This window comes from Methanothermobacter crinale, assembly GCF_055397825.1.
On record NZ_AP042450.1, the window covers coordinates 1,024,349 to 1,042,319 of the forward strand.

General features: G+C 40.9%; 15 protein-coding genes and 1 tRNA gene. 9 read left to right on the top strand and 7 right to left on the bottom strand.

Annotation, left to right across the window (positions count from 1 at the left end):
* Window positions 1-58 precede the first annotated feature (58 nt).
* The gene (locus tag ACZ5XX_RS06000; protein ID WP_464583480.1) at window positions 59-571 is read right to left on the bottom strand and encodes an RDD family protein; all 513 of its coding nucleotides are present in this window, start codon (window positions 569-571) and stop codon (window positions 59-61) included.
* A gap of 359 nt (window positions 572-930) precedes the next feature.
* Here ACZ5XX_RS06000 and ACZ5XX_RS06005 point away from each other — a divergent pair, with 359 nt between their 5' ends.
* On the top strand, window positions 931-2,295 hold the full coding sequence (locus ACZ5XX_RS06005) for a B12-binding domain-containing radical SAM protein (protein WP_464583482.1): 1,365 nt from the start codon (window positions 931-933) through the stop codon (window positions 2,293-2,295).
* A gap of 23 nt (window positions 2,296-2,318) precedes the next feature.
* Entirely contained in the window at window positions 2,319-3,872 is a 1,554-nt protein-coding gene (locus ACZ5XX_RS06010) for a B12-binding domain-containing radical SAM protein (protein WP_464583484.1), read from the top strand.
* Here ACZ5XX_RS06010 and ACZ5XX_RS06015 read toward each other — a convergent pair.
* From ACZ5XX_RS06015 to ACZ5XX_RS06030, 4 genes are all read right to left on the bottom strand, one after another.
* Window positions 3,869-4,294: a YkvA family protein gene (locus tag ACZ5XX_RS06015; protein ID WP_464583486.1), complete on the bottom strand. Its 426-nt coding sequence runs from the start codon at window positions 4,292-4,294 to the stop codon at window positions 3,869-3,871. The two genes, ACZ5XX_RS06010 and ACZ5XX_RS06015, sit on opposite strands and share 4 nt — an antisense overlap.
* Window positions 4,295-4,297: 3 nt before the next feature.
* Window positions 4,298-7,012 carry an ATP-dependent helicase gene (locus tag ACZ5XX_RS06020; RefSeq protein ID WP_464583488.1) on the bottom strand — a complete coding sequence of 905 codons (2,715 nt, stop codon included), beginning with the start codon at window positions 7,010-7,012 and terminating at the stop codon, window positions 4,298-4,300.
* A gap of 35 nt (window positions 7,013-7,047) precedes the next feature.
* Window positions 7,048-7,215, bottom strand: coding sequence for a hypothetical protein (locus tag ACZ5XX_RS06025; RefSeq protein WP_464583490.1), 168 nt, complete (start codon window positions 7,213-7,215; stop codon window positions 7,048-7,050).
* Window positions 7,216-7,278: 63 nt separating this feature from the next.
* Window positions 7,279-7,632: a hypothetical protein gene (locus ACZ5XX_RS06030; RefSeq protein ID WP_464583492.1), complete on the bottom strand. Its 354-nt coding sequence runs from the start codon at window positions 7,630-7,632 to the stop codon at window positions 7,279-7,281.
* 114 nt (window positions 7,633-7,746) lie between these two features.
* On the opposite strand from ACZ5XX_RS06030, the gene ACZ5XX_RS06035 reads away from it, so the two are divergent.
* Genes ACZ5XX_RS06035 through ACZ5XX_RS06050 form a run of 4 tightly spaced genes read left to right on the top strand, consistent with a single transcriptional unit; the run spans window position 7,747 to window position 12,714 of the window.
* Complete coding sequence (locus ACZ5XX_RS06035; RefSeq protein ID WP_464583494.1) at window positions 7,747-10,368, top strand: valine--tRNA ligase; 2,622 nt, start codon at window positions 7,747-7,749, stop codon at window positions 10,366-10,368.
* Window positions 10,369-10,374: 6 nt separating this feature from the next.
* Entirely contained in the window at window positions 10,375-11,658 is a 1,284-nt protein-coding gene (aroA, locus tag ACZ5XX_RS06040) for a 3-phosphoshikimate 1-carboxyvinyltransferase (protein ID WP_464583496.1), read from the top strand.
* On the top strand, window positions 11,651-12,097 hold the full coding sequence (locus ACZ5XX_RS06045) for a GTP-binding protein (protein WP_464583498.1): 447 nt from the start codon (window positions 11,651-11,653) through the stop codon (window positions 12,095-12,097). Before aroA ends, ACZ5XX_RS06045 begins: the two co-directional genes overlap by 8 nt.
* Window positions 12,094-12,714, top strand: coding sequence for an endonuclease III domain-containing protein (locus ACZ5XX_RS06050; RefSeq protein ID WP_464583500.1), 621 nt, complete (start codon window positions 12,094-12,096; stop codon window positions 12,712-12,714). The genes ACZ5XX_RS06045 and ACZ5XX_RS06050 overlap by 4 nt, the downstream gene beginning before the upstream one ends.
* Here ACZ5XX_RS06050 and ACZ5XX_RS06055 read toward each other — a convergent pair.
* Window positions 12,700-14,880: an OB-fold nucleic acid binding domain-containing protein gene (locus ACZ5XX_RS06055; RefSeq protein ID WP_464583502.1), complete on the bottom strand. Its 2,181-nt coding sequence runs from the start codon at window positions 14,878-14,880 to the stop codon at window positions 12,700-12,702. The genes ACZ5XX_RS06050 and ACZ5XX_RS06055 overlap by 15 nt on opposite strands.
* Window positions 14,881-15,037: 157 nt before the next feature.
* Between ACZ5XX_RS06055 and ACZ5XX_RS06060 the strand changes: the two genes are divergently transcribed.
* The 3 genes from ACZ5XX_RS06060 (at window position 15,038) to ACZ5XX_RS06070 (ending at window position 17,893) form a co-directional block, all read left to right on the top strand.
* Window positions 15,038-15,811, top strand: a complete 774-nt coding sequence (locus ACZ5XX_RS06060; protein WP_464583504.1) for a prenyltransferase/squalene oxidase repeat-containing protein — start codon at window positions 15,038-15,040, stop codon at window positions 15,809-15,811.
* An 80-nt stretch (window positions 15,812-15,891) separates the two neighbouring features.
* Entirely contained in the window at window positions 15,892-16,581 is a 690-nt protein-coding gene (locus tag ACZ5XX_RS06065; protein WP_464583506.1) for a DUF1614 domain-containing protein, read from the top strand.
* A 169-nt stretch (window positions 16,582-16,750) separates the two neighbouring features.
* On the top strand, window positions 16,751-17,893 hold the full coding sequence (locus ACZ5XX_RS06070; RefSeq protein WP_464583508.1) for an MFS transporter: 1,143 nt from the start codon (window positions 16,751-16,753) through the stop codon (window positions 17,891-17,893).
* 2 nt (window positions 17,894-17,895) lie between these two features.
* On the opposite strand, the gene ACZ5XX_RS06075 is transcribed toward ACZ5XX_RS06070, so the two are convergent.
* Window positions 17,896-17,968 (bottom strand) — tRNA-Val (locus tag ACZ5XX_RS06075).
* Between the last annotated feature and the right edge of the window lie 3 nt (window positions 17,969-17,971).

The following is a 17,971-nucleotide window of genomic DNA, read 5'->3' on the forward strand; positions in this document are numbered from 1 at the left end:
ATTGACCCCCCCAGACTCATATTTATGGGATTACGTGAAAAAGGTGATTCAAGCCCTCCTATTCCTTGATAACTATGGTGTTGGCTGCCTTATCACCCAATCTTTGATTTTCATCCGAGCTGGCGATTAATATTATCCCTATCAGACCAGCAAACAGGAAGTCAATTATTCTTAATAGGTTTCGTATGAGACTTTGCCCCCAGCCTATACCTTCTCCTGTATCTTTATCCACAACTCTTATTGAAAGCGCCATTTTACCTAAGGTTTGACCTTTACTAGCAGCTTCTAGAAAAATAAAATAACCAAATTCTACTAAGAAGCCTATCACAACACCCACCCAGTATGTTTCAGAACTTGACAAATAAAAACCTAAACTGACGATGAGGTAACTTACTATCCAAATAATAATAAATATACCTATAACGATTATAATAAGGTCGAGTAGGCATGCTCCGATTCTCTGTCCCAAACTTGCATATTCAATTCCAAACTTTTTCCCGCAATTTTGACAGAAATCCGCTTCCGAAGGGTTTAGGGTTCCGCATTTTGGACATGTTATTTCATTTGTCACGAACCTCACCCCACACTAAAAAAATATGAACAGATTTCTAATGGATTTTTTTATTAATTTTTTCGCATTTCTCTTGAATCAAAAATATTATATATGAGTGCTGGAGAATTTTTTTCCGTAGAAATGCTATTTTTTGGTGTTCATCCATGAGCACAGAGCTAAGGCAAAGGGATGATAGTAGGCATCCTCCATTTTGTATTTGGAAATGAAGAAGTCTTCTTAGAGATTTTCGATGCCGTATCAGGTTTATGGCCATGAAAGTTATAGTGTGTGGGAAACACTTATATGCGTGTAAGTACTCACATACATATATAAGGGTGTGCTCATCCTTCCTTTAAACATACCATAGGTGTAAAACAATGGCAGATGTTGTACTTATAAATCCTCTTGACAAGACCCATGTAAGTGAAATGTTGGAGTTACAGGCTCCTCCCCTCAATCTAATGTATCTTGGGGCCTCATTGGAGAAAGCATCCTTTTCTGTTAAGATTTTAGATGACTCTCTTAAAGAGTGGGGATATAACCAAGTGAATAAGCTCGTGGAAAAGCTTAATCCTTTCATAGTGGGTGTCACCGCAACCACGGCAACGATCAAAAGTAGTCTAGAATATATTAAATCCATTAAACGTTTATTACCAGATGTTTTAACAGTCATTGGCGGACCTCATACAACATTTTTACCAATAGATACTCTGAAAAGTTTAAAAGAATTGGACACTGTTGTGATAGGTGAAGGTGAAGAAACTTTCATAGAACTTGCGGAAAAGTATGAGAAAAGAGGCAAAGAAGGATTAGAAGAGGTTAAAGGGATAGCATATCGCAATCAATCCAGGATAAAAGTCAATGAGCCCAGGCCATTCATACAAGACCTTGACAGCATCCCATTCCCTGCAAGGCACCTTGTACCATTCAAGGAATATGAAACATCAAAGAATGGCCAGGCACACATTATAACAAGCAGAGGATGCACATACTCTTGCAGATACTGTTCATCATCCCTTATCATGGGTAGGAGGTTCAGGGCACGATCTCCTGAAAATGTGGTTGATGAGATCGAAGAACTCTACGACAAATACAAAATCGAAGAGATAGGATTCATAGATGATACTTTCGTATTAAATAAGAGAAGAGCACTTGCAATAGCTGACGAGATCAAGGAAAGATCCTTGGATATTACATGGAGCACATCATCAAGGGTGAACACCATCGACAAGCAACTGTTAAGTAATCTTAAAAGTGCGGGTTTACAATCAATATATTATGGTATAGAGTCGGGCTCTCAACGAGTCCTAAACCTTATGAACAAGAAAATCACGTTAAGGCAGTCAGAGGATGCTGTTAAGATCGCGAAGGACCTTGGAATAGAAGTTATGGCATCATTCATGTTCGGATATCCTGGGGAGACACCAGCTGAAATGGACAAAACAATAGATTTTTCCATTAAACTTGACCCAGATTATGCACAATATTCTATTCTAACACCATTCCCAGGGACGCCCATCTACCAAAAACTTGAAAAGAAAGGATTAATCGAAAAGGACTGGGAAAAATACACGGTCCTCGATCCTGTTATAAAATATGAAAGATTTGGTCTTAGCAGAAAAATCGTTAAAAGGAAATTATTTGAGGCTTACTTCAAATTTTATAGAAGATTATCTTATTATATTAAGCATCCTCACATGATCAAAGTAGTTTTAAAAACTGTCCTTAAAAGTTTAACATAGGACCCCCCTATGGGGGTTTGAATTTGAGGATCATCTTAACAGCTGATGAAACGTTAACAACAACTTATAGGGATTTGCCCCTTGCAGATTTCCTTGGATGCGCACCTCCACAGAGGATACCTCCAATCCTTTATAGGTTCATAGACACGCAGGTACCTCACAAGAATGGTCGATTGACATTCGCACCATATTCTCTACGTAAAATCGAGGCAGCATTACTTAAAAGTTACAAGGATGTTGTGGTTGCTCATCCACAACACATAGAAAAATTCATCAAAGAAGATACTAGGATAGTTGCTGTAACAGCCATGGACCCTCTTGGCCTTGGACCAGTTACAATGATATTCACAGAAGGCGGAAAATTACCATCATATACCAGGATAAAATTCACATCCCTCATAAAAAAGATAAATGAATATAGGCGAGTGAAGGGCTTAGATTTTAAGATTGTTGTGGGAGGCCCCGGGGCCTGGCAATTAGAAGTCAAAAAGGATGAAATGGAAAAGCTTGGCATAGACCATTTAATAATAGGTGAGACAGAACATCAAATCATCAAGATATTCAGGGAGATAGAGGATGGGTGCGCTCACAAAATAATCCATGTTAAGGGATGGCCATCCACTGATGAAATACCAACTATTCTAAACCCATCATATAAGGGGATGATAGAGGTTATGAGGGGATGTGGTCGTGGCTGCAAGTTCTGCGACCCTAATATCCGGAAAGCCAGATTCTATCCGATGGAAAAGATAATAGAGGAAGTTGAGGTGAATAGTAGGGCTGGTCAGAGTTCGGCATGGCTTCATAGCGAAGACATATTCAATTACATGATAGAGAATAAAAAGCATTATCGGCCAAATGAGGACGCTGTGATCAGATTATTCGAGGAGGTTTTGAAGAGAGTGGATTATGCGAATCCAACACATGGGAATGTTAGCGGGGCTTTGGCCGCGCCGAGGATCTTGGAGAAAGTGGCGGAATTAAATGATGCTAACATACATAGATGGGTGGGTATACAAGTGGGATTAGAGACGGCTTCTCCCACGCTTATAGAGAAGATTGGGAATAATAAGGTGAAGCCCTTTGATGCGAATGAATGGCCTTGGGTATTGCTGAATGGAACTTATGCTTTTAACAAGTATTTCTGGTTCCCTGCCTATACAAGTATTGTGGGCTTGCCAGGTGAAACAGAAGAAGATGAGATCGACACTGCCAGGCTGATAATCACGATGAGGGAGAAACTCAGAAAAGAATTGGGTGAAAAGGCTCATTTCATAGTTGTGCCCTTGGCCTTCGTGCCAATGGGCCTTCTAAAGGAGGAGGAGTTTTTTGATGTTGACGGTCAACTTACACCTGGTAGGTTATTGCATATTTATCATGCTTGGAGGCAGATACTCTGGGAATTTGAGCATGGTTTCAAGATTGTGAAGCCTGGTATTGTTTCATTCTTGTTTTCGCCTTTGATAAAGTTGGGTTTGAAGTTCCTTCTACGGAGTATTGAGAAGTGGGCTGCTAGGAATGGTGTGAATGTGAAAAAGCCTTTGGAGCCTATGGATATTAAGCTTGAAAGATTTTAGTCCAGGTTTTCTAAGCCTGTATATGATAGTATTTTTTTCGCGTCTTTGCCTAGTATTTCTTTTGAATGTTTTTGACATTCTTTGATCGTTGATTTCAGGTCTTCTTCGCCTTTCCAGTACTTTTCAAGGTAATCGTAGCCGAGGTTTTCTGCTATTTTTTCTATGATGAGTGAGCAGAGGTATATGTCGTCGATGTAACCGTGTGGTCCATAAATTTCTTCAGGTAGGATGTCATAGGGTGCTACGAAGTATCCTAGGGTGGCGCATATCATGAGGCGTTCTTTGGGGTTGAGTTTCTTATCATCTAATAGTTCTGAGAGTAGTTGGAAAATCTCTGGGGCATAGTCTATTATCATCTCATAGTTTCCCCGGTATTTGTCCAAGTTTTCCCTTAAAATGTCATAAAATCCTTTGAAATGCATATTTTATCCTCCGATTCCGCAGATATCCTGGAATATGCAGAATCTGCAAAAGTAGGTTTTTCTCGGCTCGAATTCTCCTCTTTTTATAAGGTTTACTATTTTTTCGATTTTATCTTTTATTTTATATTCTGGGTCTGGTTTGAGGCTTGTTCTCTTATTATCTAGGATTGTGTAGGCTGTTAGTTTGTCAAAGTTGTATTTGTTTGAGAGCGCATATTCGTATGTTCTAAGTTGGAAGTCTACGCCCATATGTTCGATGTTAGTTTTTTTCTTCGCCTTAAAGTCTATGAGTTCTAGTTCTCCATCCTTGTTTTCTATTATGAGATCTGTTCTGCCCCTTATTATTATATCTTCTTTGGGGATGGAGAATGGCTCTTCAACGGCTATAATCCTTTTTATATAATCTTTGTTTTTATTATAATAGTTTTCTAGTTGATTTTCCAATTCTTTGCATCTTTTTCCCTGGCAGGCTTTGACAAGTTCTTTAATGTCTATTTTTTCTTTTATTTTCATTTTTTTGTGCAGGATTTCCAGACAATTGTGCAATGTTTTGCCATAACGTTGCATTGGAGTTTCGGGATAAATGAAACCATAATGGTATATCATCATGTATCTGAATGGACACTCATTGTATGCGTAGAGGGATGAGAAGTCAACTGTCATTATCCTATTCTCCTCAAGACTCCTTTTAACGCACTTTTCCACTCTCTTGCAGCCCCATTCAAGTTCGCACTTATCTATAAGCTCTTTTATGAATGGTGAATGTCCCACTTTCCTAGTGCGAATCCTCTGGGCTGTTGATATTATGAGGATATCTTGGGCTCGTGTCATGGCAACATAAAATAGGCGACGTTCCTCATCACCTAACTGACCCTTGAAGAGTTTAAGATGCCCTGGTATAGGAATAAAGGTCCTGTCTTTCTTGGCTTTTCTGGGGAATCTACAATTTATTACAGAGCATAGGATAACGACTGGGAATTCAAGGCCCTTAGCCTGGTGTATTGTCATTATCTTAACAGAGTTTGGATTGTCAAGGGTTTCTCCATCATATTGCATGTGCTTTGGCAATAAATAAAAATACCACAAGAGGTCTTGTACGCTAGGCCTGATGTGCGTTCTTTCGTACTTGTGGATTATTGAGCTGAGCTTTGCAAGGTTGAGAAGTTTCATCTTACTCTCGGAGCTGCCTTCTTTTATTAGACGTTTTAGGTAGCCAGTAATTTCAAGTATCCTATAAAATATCCGGAGGATACTCGTAGGTTTCTCCTTTATCTCTTCTTTGAGTCTGTTCAGGTTTAAGAGTTTCTTTATATCCTCTGGGTTGGTTATACCTGCTTTTTTGAATGATTTCTTTTTTAGGAGTGATGATAGTTTGAATCTCCGGGGGAGGTTGTCAAGGGCCTTCTTGGTTTCATTGGTAAGTCCTAGTAATTCTCCTTTGAACGTTGAAATATTCCACCAGTCCCAACGTTTAAAGTTCTTGTAGCGTGGAGGGCTAACATATCCCATGAAGTATAGTATATTCCTTATTTCATCTTTTTCGAGGAATGAGCCATCCCCTTTTATGGTATATGGTATGCCTTCTCTTTCAAGTTCTGTTAGGATCTTACCTGCATGATATTTCACGCTCTTGAAAAGTAGGGCTACGTAACCGTAATCTGGGATTATATTATCCCTTTTAAAATTTTTCAGTAATTTAACGATCCTTCGGGCTTCGTCTTTAGTGTCTCTGCTTTCTATGATTATAACATCATAGCCACCTTTTCGTTTAGGTTTTATCTTTTTCTTGTGGTGGCGGCTCTTTTTCATAAATTCGTCAGCTATTTTTATGATACCAGCCCTTGACCTGAAATTTTCGTCGAGGATTATTTTGTGGGCGTTAAATTTATCCTCAAATGATATGATATTCTCTACTGTAGATCCTCTGAAACCGTAGATGCTCTGGTCTTCATCACCTACTACGCAAATATTTTCACCAGTGATGAGTTCGAATAATCTTTCTTGTATGGGGTTGGTGTCCTGGTATTCGTCGATGAGAATGTATTTGAAGCGCCTTCTCAAATCCTCCCTTATACTTTCATTTGATTCTAGGAGTTCAACGGCAGTTTTTTGCAATCCTGGGAAATCTATTTTACCTTCTTTTTTAAGTAATTCTAGGTATTTCTTGTAGCAGTCGCAGAGGCCATGATATCTTCTCTTTTTCGGATGTTCCCTTTTTAGTGTCTTTTTGAATTCGTCTGGTTCTATCATGTTTTCGCTGCATTCATTAAAGAAGTTTATGACATCTGGGGCTTCGCTCATCCTTATGTATTTGTTGAGTCCTAACCTGTAAAAGTGGGATCTTATAAAGATGAGTTGGCTGTCTTCGTCTAGGATGTCGAAGTCGGCGCCGAATTCATGGTATTCATTGTATTCGTGCAGTATCTTGTTGCAGAATGAGTGGATTGTGGAAACTTGCATGCTTTCAACATCTAAACCTATACATTTTGTTAGTCGATTTTTAAGTTCTTCGGCGGCCTTCTCAGTAAATGTTATAACAAGTATGCTCTCAGGATCCGTTTTCTCCTTTTTTATAAGATATGCTACTTTTTCTATGAGTACTCGGGTTTTACCTGTTCCTGGCCCCGCAATTATAAGTAGGGGCCCCTTATTGTATTTCACAGCCTCTTTTTGGGTTTCTGTACATTCCTCCTGGGCGTCGCATAATGATCGAGTCATCCCAATATTTTTCGGTTTGATGTTGAATTGTAGAATCATAACATTTCAAGCTCATCCGATGATAATATATTCTCCTCATGTTTTCTTGAATTGACAAGAACACCCACAATACGGTACGAATCTTCGCCAATTTTTTCTATACTTTTTATTTCTAATGGTTCTGGCCAAAAAGGGCCTTCTACAATGGAACCCTCCTCTAACAATAACATCCCCCTCACTATAATTTGATGTTAAGGATACCCTAATAAACTTTTTTTAAAAAGAGTTTAGGATAATACTAGAATGAAGAAGAATGATTCTATTGTGAAGTGTAGGGCTCTATGGTAGAGCCAGCCATGTTCTAAGCCGGTGATTTGATGGTAGATATCTACTATTAGGTGTATGATGGCTGCTAGGAATCCTATTTCAATTGATAGGAAGATGATTGAAAGTATTATAAAATGGAATAGGGCTTCAAGGCCTTCGTGTATGAGCCATAATCGTATGTTTGAGTGTACAATCTCTCTTATAATACCAGCTAATAGTATGTAGAAGTCCATGAATGTTTTCCAGAGTATCCTGGTGTGTAGTTCGTCGCTTATTGCGAGGAAGACTGCTATATAAAACCATACAAGCTCCATTAATATTCACCATAATTGGGGGGGATAGTCTCTATTATTAGTAATTGATATATTATTTGGATGCCAATTGTCTAATAAAACTTTTCAATATTATCAGCTTAAGGGGGATAATTCATGGATAGTGAGATCCCAAAGGATTATGATCATAGGAAGGAAACTGAATGGCAGGGTAAGTGGGAGGAACAAGGATTATACAAATTTAGGGGTGATGAGACAAGACCGCAGTATATTATTGACACACCACCACCTTATCCAACTGGTTCAATACATATGGGCCATGTTCTGAATTGGGTTTACATGGATATAATCGCCCGATTCAAGAGGATGAGAGGATATGATGTGTTATTCCCACAAGGGTGGGATTGTCACGGGCTCCCAACAGAAGTGAAGGTTGAAGAGACCTACAATATAAAAAAGAGCGACATCCCCAGGGAAGAATTCAGGGAACTTTGCATAGAACTCACAACAGAGAACATAAAACGTATGAAAGAGCAGATGAGGAGATTAGGCTTCAGCCAAGATTGGAGCACAGAATTCGTTACAATGACACCAGAATATATGAAAAAAACCCAACTTTCATTCCTCAGAATGTATGAGGATGGTCTGATCTATAGGGGTGTGCACCCGGTCAACTGGTGTCCTCGTTGCGAAACAGCAATAGCATTCGCAGAAGTAGAATACATAGAAAATGAAACAAACCTCAACTACTTGAAATTCCCATTGGAAGGTTCCGGCCACCTTGAAATCGCCACAACAAGACCAGAACTCTTAGCGGCTTGTGTGGCGGTTGCAGTACACCCGGAAGATGAAAGATACAATGAACTGAAGGGAAAAACCGTTCGAGTCCCTATATTCAACCATAGGGTCAAAATTATAGAGGATAAAGATGTTGACCCAGAATTTGGAACAGGGGCAGTTATGATATGTACGTTTGGTGATAAGACAGACGTGACATGGGTCAACCGTCACAACTTGGATATAATAGAGGCCATAGATGAGAAAGGACAAATGACAGAAGCCGCGGGCAAATACAAGGGCCTCACCATAAGAGAGTGTAAAGAGCGTATAATAGAAGACCTAGAAACTGAAGGCTACCTTATAAAAAAGGAAAGGATAAAACAGAACCTTGGCGTCTGCTGGAGGTGTAAGACCCCCATCGAAATCCTAGTTAAGAAGCAGTGGTTCGTGGCCGTGAAAAAACTCATAGACGATGTCAGAGAAGCTGCAGAGGAAATGAAGTGGATCCCAGAGCATATGAAGATGAGACTATTAAACTGGACAGGGTCCATGGATTGGGACTGGTGCATTTCAAGACAGAGGGTATTCGCAACACCCATACCAGTATGGTACTGCGAAAACTGTGGCAAGGTTCATGTGGCAAAAGAGGAAATGTTGCCAGTAGATCCTACACAGACTAGCCCAGACTTCCAATGCGAATGCGGCAGCGAACAATTCATACCAGAAGAAGACGTGCTAGACACTTGGATGGATAGTTCAATATCCCCCTTGGCACTTGCAGGCTGGCCTAACCCAGAATACAAGAAGTTATTCCCGGCAACTCTAAGACCTCAAGGACATGATATAATACGTACATGGGCATTCTACACCATACTAAGATGTAAGGCCCTTACAGGCCAAAAACCATTTGAGGAAATTATAATAAATGGCATGGTCTTTGGCGAGGATGGGCATAAAATGAGCAAATCAAGGGGCAATGTTATAACACCCGAAGAGGTTCTAGAAGATTATGGTGCTGATGCCCTCCGCTTATGGGCATCCAACAGCGTCCCTGGTTCGGACGTCCCATTTGCTTGGAAGGATGTGAAATATGCTTATAAGTTCCTTAGGAAATTCTGGAATGCATTTAGGTTCATAAGCTTCCATCTTGAGGATGTGGAAAAAGTAAAGCCTAAACCCTTGGACTTGTGGATATTATCCAAGCTCAACCGGCTAATACTAGAAGTTACAGAGGCTCTTGAGGATTACAATTTTGCAAGGGCCATAAATAGTATACAAATGTTTATCTGGCACCAATTCTGTGATGAATATATAGAGGCGGTCAAATACCGCCTATATTCTGATGATGATCCTAACTCAAAGAAGGCGGCCCAATGGACCCTAAAAGAGGTTCTGGAAGCGTCTTTAAGATTATTGGCTCCGATGGCACCGCATTTCACAGAAGAGGTCCACCAATACATAAGCCAGGGATCCATACATACAAAGGCTTGGCCAAAAGTTCAAGAAGAATATATCAGTGAGGAGACTGAAGCCAGAGGGGATCTTGCAGTGGAGGTCATAGGAGCGCTTAGAAGATTCAAATCATCCAATAGGATACCATTAAACGCTCCACTAGAACAGGTGAACATCTACACAACAGAAAATCTTTACAGTATAATAAGGGATTGTTTAAATGATGTCAAGGGCACGATGAACATACAAAAGATAGAACTCATAATTGGCAAACCAGAGATAAAAGAACGTGTCATCGAGGTTAAACCGGTCATGGAGAAAATAGGACCTAAGTTCAGATCCGACGCCCCGAGGATATTATCATTCATAGAATCCTCAGACCCAGAGGAAATATACGAAAAGTTGGAAACTGAGGGGATAATAGAATTCGAAGGTCACAAATTAACAAGAGAATGTTTTAAGATTAAAAAGGAGGCTCTTGGGGCCACGGGAGAAAGGGTAGAGATAATACACTTGGATGATATAATATTAGAGATTATAGTGTGACTAGATATGGAACTTAAGATTCGAAAATCCCCCAGGATTTATGGTATGGTGGATGCACCACCCTCTAAGAGTTACACCCATCGTGGCATTATAATAGCATCACTTGCGAGGGGCACATCAACTCTGTATGATCCGCTGGAAGCTGAGGATACACTGGCTTCGGCTTATGCTTGCAAGAAATTCGGGGCCCTGATAAAAAAGGAGGGTGGGAAGTGGATAATAGAGGGTGTGAATGGACGGCCAAGCACGCCAGATGACATCCTAGATCTTAAAAATTCGGGTACAAGTTTGCGTATATTAACTTCAGTGGCTGGATTGGCGGAACATTACACTATACTCACTGGTGACGAGTCTCTTCGTTCACGTCCAATGCAAGACTTATTAGATGCTCTCAGGCCATTAGGGGTTAGGGCAGTATCATCTAGGATGAATGGCAGACCACCCATCATAGTAAAGGGGGGGTTCAAAGGCGGCAGGACCAGTATAGCTGGTAGTGTGAGCTCACAGTTCATATCTTCCATATTAATAGCAGGACCATTATCAGAAGATGGTGTCGAGGTTAAAATCAAGGGAGATTTTATCTCACAACCTTATGTTGATATGACAGTAGATGTTATGAGAAAATTCAATGCTAGGGTGGAATTTAACTCGCGAGAGAAGACATTCTATGTTGAACCTGGAGAGTACATTGGCCGTGATTATCAGGTGGAGGGCGATTATTCATCAGCATCATACCTTCTGGGGGCTGTAGCTGCCGTGGGCGGGAAACTAACAGTCAAGAACCTTCCAATGGATTCAAAACAAGGCGATAGAATAATATTGGATATATTGGAGGGTATGGGGGCTACTATCCACAGGAGACAAGAAAGTGTTACAATAGAAAGTGATGGTAGATTACATGGTGTGGAAGTGGACTTACATGATAGTCCTGATCTGTTGCCTACAATAGCCGTCCTCGGAGCCCTCGCAGAGGGCACAACCAGGATACGTGGAGTGGAACATGCCCGTTTCAAGGAGACTGACAGGATAAAGACTTGTACAATGGAACTTTCGCGCTTAGGAGTCCCAGTAGAAGAAAAGAGGGATGGTATGATCATAAAAGGCGATCAGATAAAGGGCGATATGGTATATTCCCATGGTGACCATCGCCTTGTAATGGCATTCACACTCATAGGCCTCAAGGCGGGGTTAAAGATAAAGGATGCCGAAGCATACAAAGTCTCATTTCCAGAGTTTATCGAAACTCTACTAGCCTTAGGTTGTAGATTAAAGGTGGATGAAAATGGGTAAGAAGATTGTAATATTTGGAGACTATGATTCCGGGAAGACAACAACACTTGAAAGGTTATGTGAAAAGGCTGTGAAGGTTGAATATAATGGGGTTACAGTGGCCCTTGATTATGGTAACATAACATTAAATGGTGAAAAGATACACCTTTTCGCCACGCCAGGCCATGAAAGGTTCAGGTTCATGTTAGAGATAATAGCCAGTGGCTTGGATGGGGCTATAATAGTGGTTGATAATAGTAGGGGTGTTACAGCAGCCGAGGAGCGTATAATGGATTTGTTGGATGAGTCAAAGATACCATATGTTGTATTCGCGAATAAACAGGATTTGGATGATTCCACCCTAGAAATCGGCAGGGAAGTTGATGTCATACCCACGATAGCGACAGAGGACGTTGGACTCCTCAAAGGCCTTAAAAGACTCCTGGGAAAAATTTCATGAAAATAGTTAAGATAATCAAGATCCTCAAAAATTTTTATACTCTGCGCGTATTCGAGGAAAGAGACCCCTATCGAGTTCTTATAAGGACTATATTGTCCCAGCGCACAAGGGACGAGAATACTGATGAGGCCACTAGTAGACTATTCCATGAATATCCAACAATCAAGGACATTGCAGAGGCGCCAATAGAGAGGATAGAATGGCTTATAAGACCAGCTGGATTTTATAGGGTGAAGGCTAGAAGGATAAAAGAGGTTTCAAGGATAATATTGGAAGAGTATGATGGTAGGGTGCCCAGCAAATTGGAGGATCTGCTACAGTTGCCTGGTGTTGGTAGGAAGACGGCTAACTGTGTCCTTGTATACGCGTATGGGAAGGCCGCCATACCAGTTGACACACATGTCCATCGTATAAGTAATAGGTTGGGTCTCGTTGATACAAGAACTCCTGAGGTGACTGAGAAAAAGCTGAGGGAGATAGTCCCTAGGGAGTATTGGATTGAACTTAATGATCTTTTCGTGCAATTTGGACAGGAAATTTGCAAGCCTATAAACCCGAGGCATGATGAATGTCCAATAAAAAAATATTGCAATTACTATAGGCTACTTTCTTTTTAGTTTTGCTATTTTCTTGGCGAACCTCTCAAGAACCTTTTTTGAAAGACCTTCAACGTATTTGAGGGAGCCCGCGCATTCGTGTCCGCCGCCGTCAATGGCTGCTTCTGGTATTTCATCAGCGAGTTCCCATACTATCTCGTTTAAGTTGAATCCGAAGTTTTCATGGACTGCGTCAGTGGCTCTTATCACGCTAAAGTCTGGTCCATAGGCTAGTGTTATTATGGGCTGGTCCTCTCCATGCTTTTGCGCTATATGATCGTGTATGAAGCCACAGGTTTTACCCGGGGCTGGGAATGTGAAACGGTGGGAATATTTTTCAACATCTAGAACGTTGAGTAGTATGCCATTTGGCAGTTTTTTGGATTTTACATGTGGTAGGGCTGCTCTTAACTGTGATTTCACCCTCTTCTCATACTCTTTGTAGAGTGTTTCAACGAGCTTTTTGTGTTTGTCAAGACTCCCCATGCCTATTATTGTGTCTATTATCCCCCTACCATTCATGAACTTGAGATAGAATGCTTCGAAGTCTATGCAAGCCGCGATCTTCTCCAAGTCTTCTCTAGTATATCCTTTTGTTTTTGCGAGTTCTATGTATTTTTCCGCTTCTTGGGAATTTGCATGGTCTCCTATTACCGCGATCCCTGGAAGGTGTAGTATACGCTCCTCTATCTCTGGGTTTATCATCTTGGCTATTTCAACTGAGAGGGCGCCTGCTGTAAGCTGAGAGTCTCCACCAACAAGGTAAGGGTTCACATGGACATCAACATAATTGTCTACTTCTACTTTCCCATCAACTACTTCTCCTGGATAGTGGTGGTCTATTACCACGATTTCAATATCATATATTTTGGCTTTTAGCAGAGCTACTATGTCCTCTTCAGTGGATCCATTATCTAACAATACTATTAGGGGCAGTTTTTGCCCGAACCTTTCCATATCTTCAAGTGCGTATGTCAGATCTTTCACAACATCCTCCAATTCATAGAATGGGGCCTTGCTCGGTTTTCTCTTAAAATAGTGCCATTCTGCTTCTATGTTCGGGTTCAGCTCCTTAAGTAATGGTATGACCGCCTTTTCTATTGCCACGCCGGCGCATATACCATCAGCATCGGCATGATGCCTTACAAGGATTGATCTACCATCGAATATTGCTCTTCTTATAGCCTTAGCAGCTTCTATCATTCTAGGCCTCAACTTTTCCAAGATTTCGCTTTCAATGAGTAGGCTTGTCTTCTCTGGTTCCGCCCTACGATCTATGGCTTCATCGATTAATCTACGGGCCTCTGAGGCTTCTTTACCTATAAGGCGCTCCATGACCTCTGATTCGATTTGTATCCTCCCACTGTGTTGGTTAACTTCTCCTATAACCTCTACGATGTGACCTACTTGTATATGGGGGTGGGCTCTTATGCCTGGTTCGTCAAATGCGGCTACTGATGTTGTCCCTGTTTCATCGGATACGGTGAAGATTGTGGGGCCTGTTGTCTGTTGGATTTGTATAACCTCCCCAACAATACGTATGGTCTTCCCCAGGCTCTTGTTGTCGATCTTAGCTATCCTGGTCCTTGGGATGTCCTTTTTTAGTTTCACCACTTCATAGGAGCCTTTTATAGAGGCTGGTAGGAGGTCCACCTCCCCTTTATAATGGTTTATTTGGGCTACCTTCACAAGGACTTCGTCCCCTATTTTATGGTCTGGGAAGAGGCCGCGCATCAGACCCCATACTTTATTGTTTAAGCTCACGAAGACACCATAATCTTCTATCCTTGTTATTTTACCCTTGTAGATTTGGTCCTTTCTCAGGTCTTCTATGGTGCAGGCAGGGTGTAATATGTAAACTTTATCCCTTTCTTGACAATCTGGACAATATTTGCTTGTTCCCTCGATTGTTTTACCACACTTTGGGCATATGTTTATTTCTCCTCTACCATTGCATGCGCTGCATGTCTCTTTAACCTCGATTTCACCTTTACCTTTACAAATTGGACAGGGGACTTCCTGGGCATCCTCTAATTGAAACTTTTGTTTCGCGGTCTCGGGGAGTCCTTTAAAATGTTCACTTATATCCTCAACTGCTTGAAAACCTGTCCCGTGACAGGCCTCACAAATTTTATAACTTTTTACTTTGTATCCTTTACCTTTACATTCGTTGCATTTTCTGATCATATTCCATCGTCCAACCGAAATTTTTTTCCAGAATAGAATAATATTCTATCTCCCTTTGGATCATTATATATGTTAGGATTATGAAAGTAGTGGTTCATAAGTACGACACTGACATAAGGCTTGGATCATTATAGTTGGGATTATGATGGATCCTATATTGAAAGATAAGATTTTGGATTTTATAAGAAGAAGAGCCCACAAGGATGGAGGTTACACTTTATATAAGGGACTTCCAGATTCAAAAAACACATACTATGCCATTAAAAGTTTACAGTTGCTTGGCGAAAAGCCATATAATCTTCAAAGGACCTTGGATTGGCTTGAAGATATTCACAGGCGTGGGTCATTCGCCGCCCAGGGACTGTTCTATAGGTGTAGCATACTCAAAGAATACAACAGAGATTATAGAATACCTGAAAAGTTCATCAGGAGACTGAGAAAGGCTTATAGAAGATCTAATCTTGAGATAACTTATTATATTGATTCTGTGCTCAGGATGCATGATATCCACCTAGATGAGGTCATAGGCTGGATTTTATCACAGCAGAATTCTGATGGCGGATTCGGAAGGTATGGATCAGATATAATAAACACGTACTATGCCCTTGAAATACTCAGGGCTCATGGATCCCAAATCCCCAACAAGATAGAAGATTATCTTGAAAGTTGCAAGCAAAGAGGATTATGGTCATTCACGCCTTTATCTTATCCACCCTATATTGAGACAGTGGATGCAGGTTTAAGGATGAGCAAAATGTTAAATTCCAGGATTGACAATGAGAAGATCCTAAGTTTTGTTTTATCCCTCCAAAACAATGATGGAGGATTCAGAAGATCCTCATATCTTGGCATTTCAGAACTGGAATATACTTATAGAGCCATCCATATCATAAAAGCCTTAAATGCTAGAATTCTTGAATCTAGAGTTTGAAGATAAAAATTTTTAAACTTGACACATTAAATTAATAAGTATCTATATGATAAATAGAAGCTCCATGGGGGGGTGAGGTTATGGACAGATACTTTGGTTTCCATCATAAATTCAGTTCATTATTAATCCTAATAATCATCCTCATCCTTTTACCATTCCTTTTATTATTTTTTGCCGGTGGCGTCATGTTGGCCTTCACGCGCCTTGGAATCCCAGCATCTGTGGCTTATCTTCTTTTTTGGATGTCATTGATTGGGAGTGGTGTGAACATACCCATAAAAGAGTGGACAAATGAAGTGGAGAAAATAGGGGAAATAAACTTTTTAGGGATAAGGTATATGATACCGTTCCATGAACCTAGAAAGACCATACTCGCATTAAATCTTGGAGGCGCGATAATACCATGTATCGTGGTCATATATGAATTTCTACGCTTATCTGATAATCCTCTCCTCATTCTAAAGGCCATAGTCGCGATAATCATAGTCACGATCGTATGTAATATCTTTGCAAAACCCATAAGAGGACTTGGAATAGCAATCCCGGCTTTCATCCCCCCTATTATAGCGGCGGTAACAGCACTATTAATCGCAAGTGACAACCCAGTTGTCATTGCATATATTTCAGGCACCATCGGCACTTTGATAGGGGCTGATATCCTCAACCTTCAGAGGATAAAAGAACTGGGCGCTCCAATAGCGAGCATAGGCGGGGCTGGGACTTTTGATGGCATATTCCTTTCGGGTATAATCGCCGTACTACTAGTGTGAACCACTTCACGCTTTGATGTGGGGGTTTGCCATTTTTATCCCTTTACTGGCAGCATATCCTCTGTCCCCGCAGACTCTAGGAGGCCTTCTTTGAAATATTTTAGAATCGGATTGGATGATTTTGCGAAGGGGTAAAAGAAGATCATCTTAGTATTGGTTGGTGGATTTTATGAAAAGGGCTCAAAGGTTTATAATCATCCTTGGAATAGTCAGTCTATTCGCGGATATGACATATGAGGGTGCCAGGGGGATAACGGGACCATTCCTTTTCATGTTAGGTGCGAGCGCCACAATGGTGGGTTTTGCCAGTGGCTTGGGAGAACTTTTGGGTTATATTATAAGATTTTTTTCAGGGTATATTGCTGATAAGACGCGCCGGTACTGGTTCATGACATTCATAGGATATATTATAAATTTGGTGGTTGTCCCATTACTTGCATTGGCCTTTAACTGGCAAGTAGCGATCCTATTAATAATCCTTGAAAGGGTGGGGAAGGGTTTCAGGACCCCTGCAAGGGATGTTATGTTGTCATATGCCACGAGTCAGGTGGGCTATGGGTGGGGTTTTGGCATTCATGAGGCTCTCGACCAAGTAGGGGCGATATTGGGGCCTTTGATAGTCTTTCTTGTATTATATTTTAAGGGGGGATATAGGGCTGGTTTCGCCTTTCTTGGATTCCCTGCGATCCTTGCAATTTTAACGTTAATATTCGCATATTTTTTATTCCCACACCCTCGAAGATTGGAGATTGAAACTCCTAGATTCGTGAGGTTTCCTGGGATTGTTTTCTGGTTGTATATAGGTATGGCGTGTCTTATAGGTGCGGGTTATGCCGATTTTCCCCTTATTGGATATCATTTCAAGAATGTGGCACTATTCAGCGATTCTGTGATACCAGTATTGTATGCTCTTGCCATGTCTGTGGATGCCATTTCAGCATTGTTGTTTGGGAGATTTTTTGATTATTATGGTTTCAGGATTATGATGGTATCTGTTGTATTATCTTCCATGTTCGCTCCATTAGCGTTCCTTGGCGGGGTTTCTGTGGCTGTTTTCGGCGTTATATTGTGGGGTGTTGGTATGGGTGCCCAGGAATCTATCATGAGAGCCGCTATAGCGAGGATAATCCCATCTGATAGGAGGGGATCCGCCTATGGAATCTTTAATATGCTTTTTGGTTTTTCATGGTTCTTTGGCAGTCTTTTAATGGGCATACTCTATGAGGTCTCATTGGCTGTGTTGGTCATTTTTTCTGTTATAATGCAACTTTTGGCCGTTCCTTTACTCCTTGAGATAGAAAAGAGGGTTTAGAGTGGGCCGGGCGAGATTCGAACTCGCGACCACCTCGTTGTGAGCGAGGTATCCTAACCCCTAGACCACCGGCCCAAC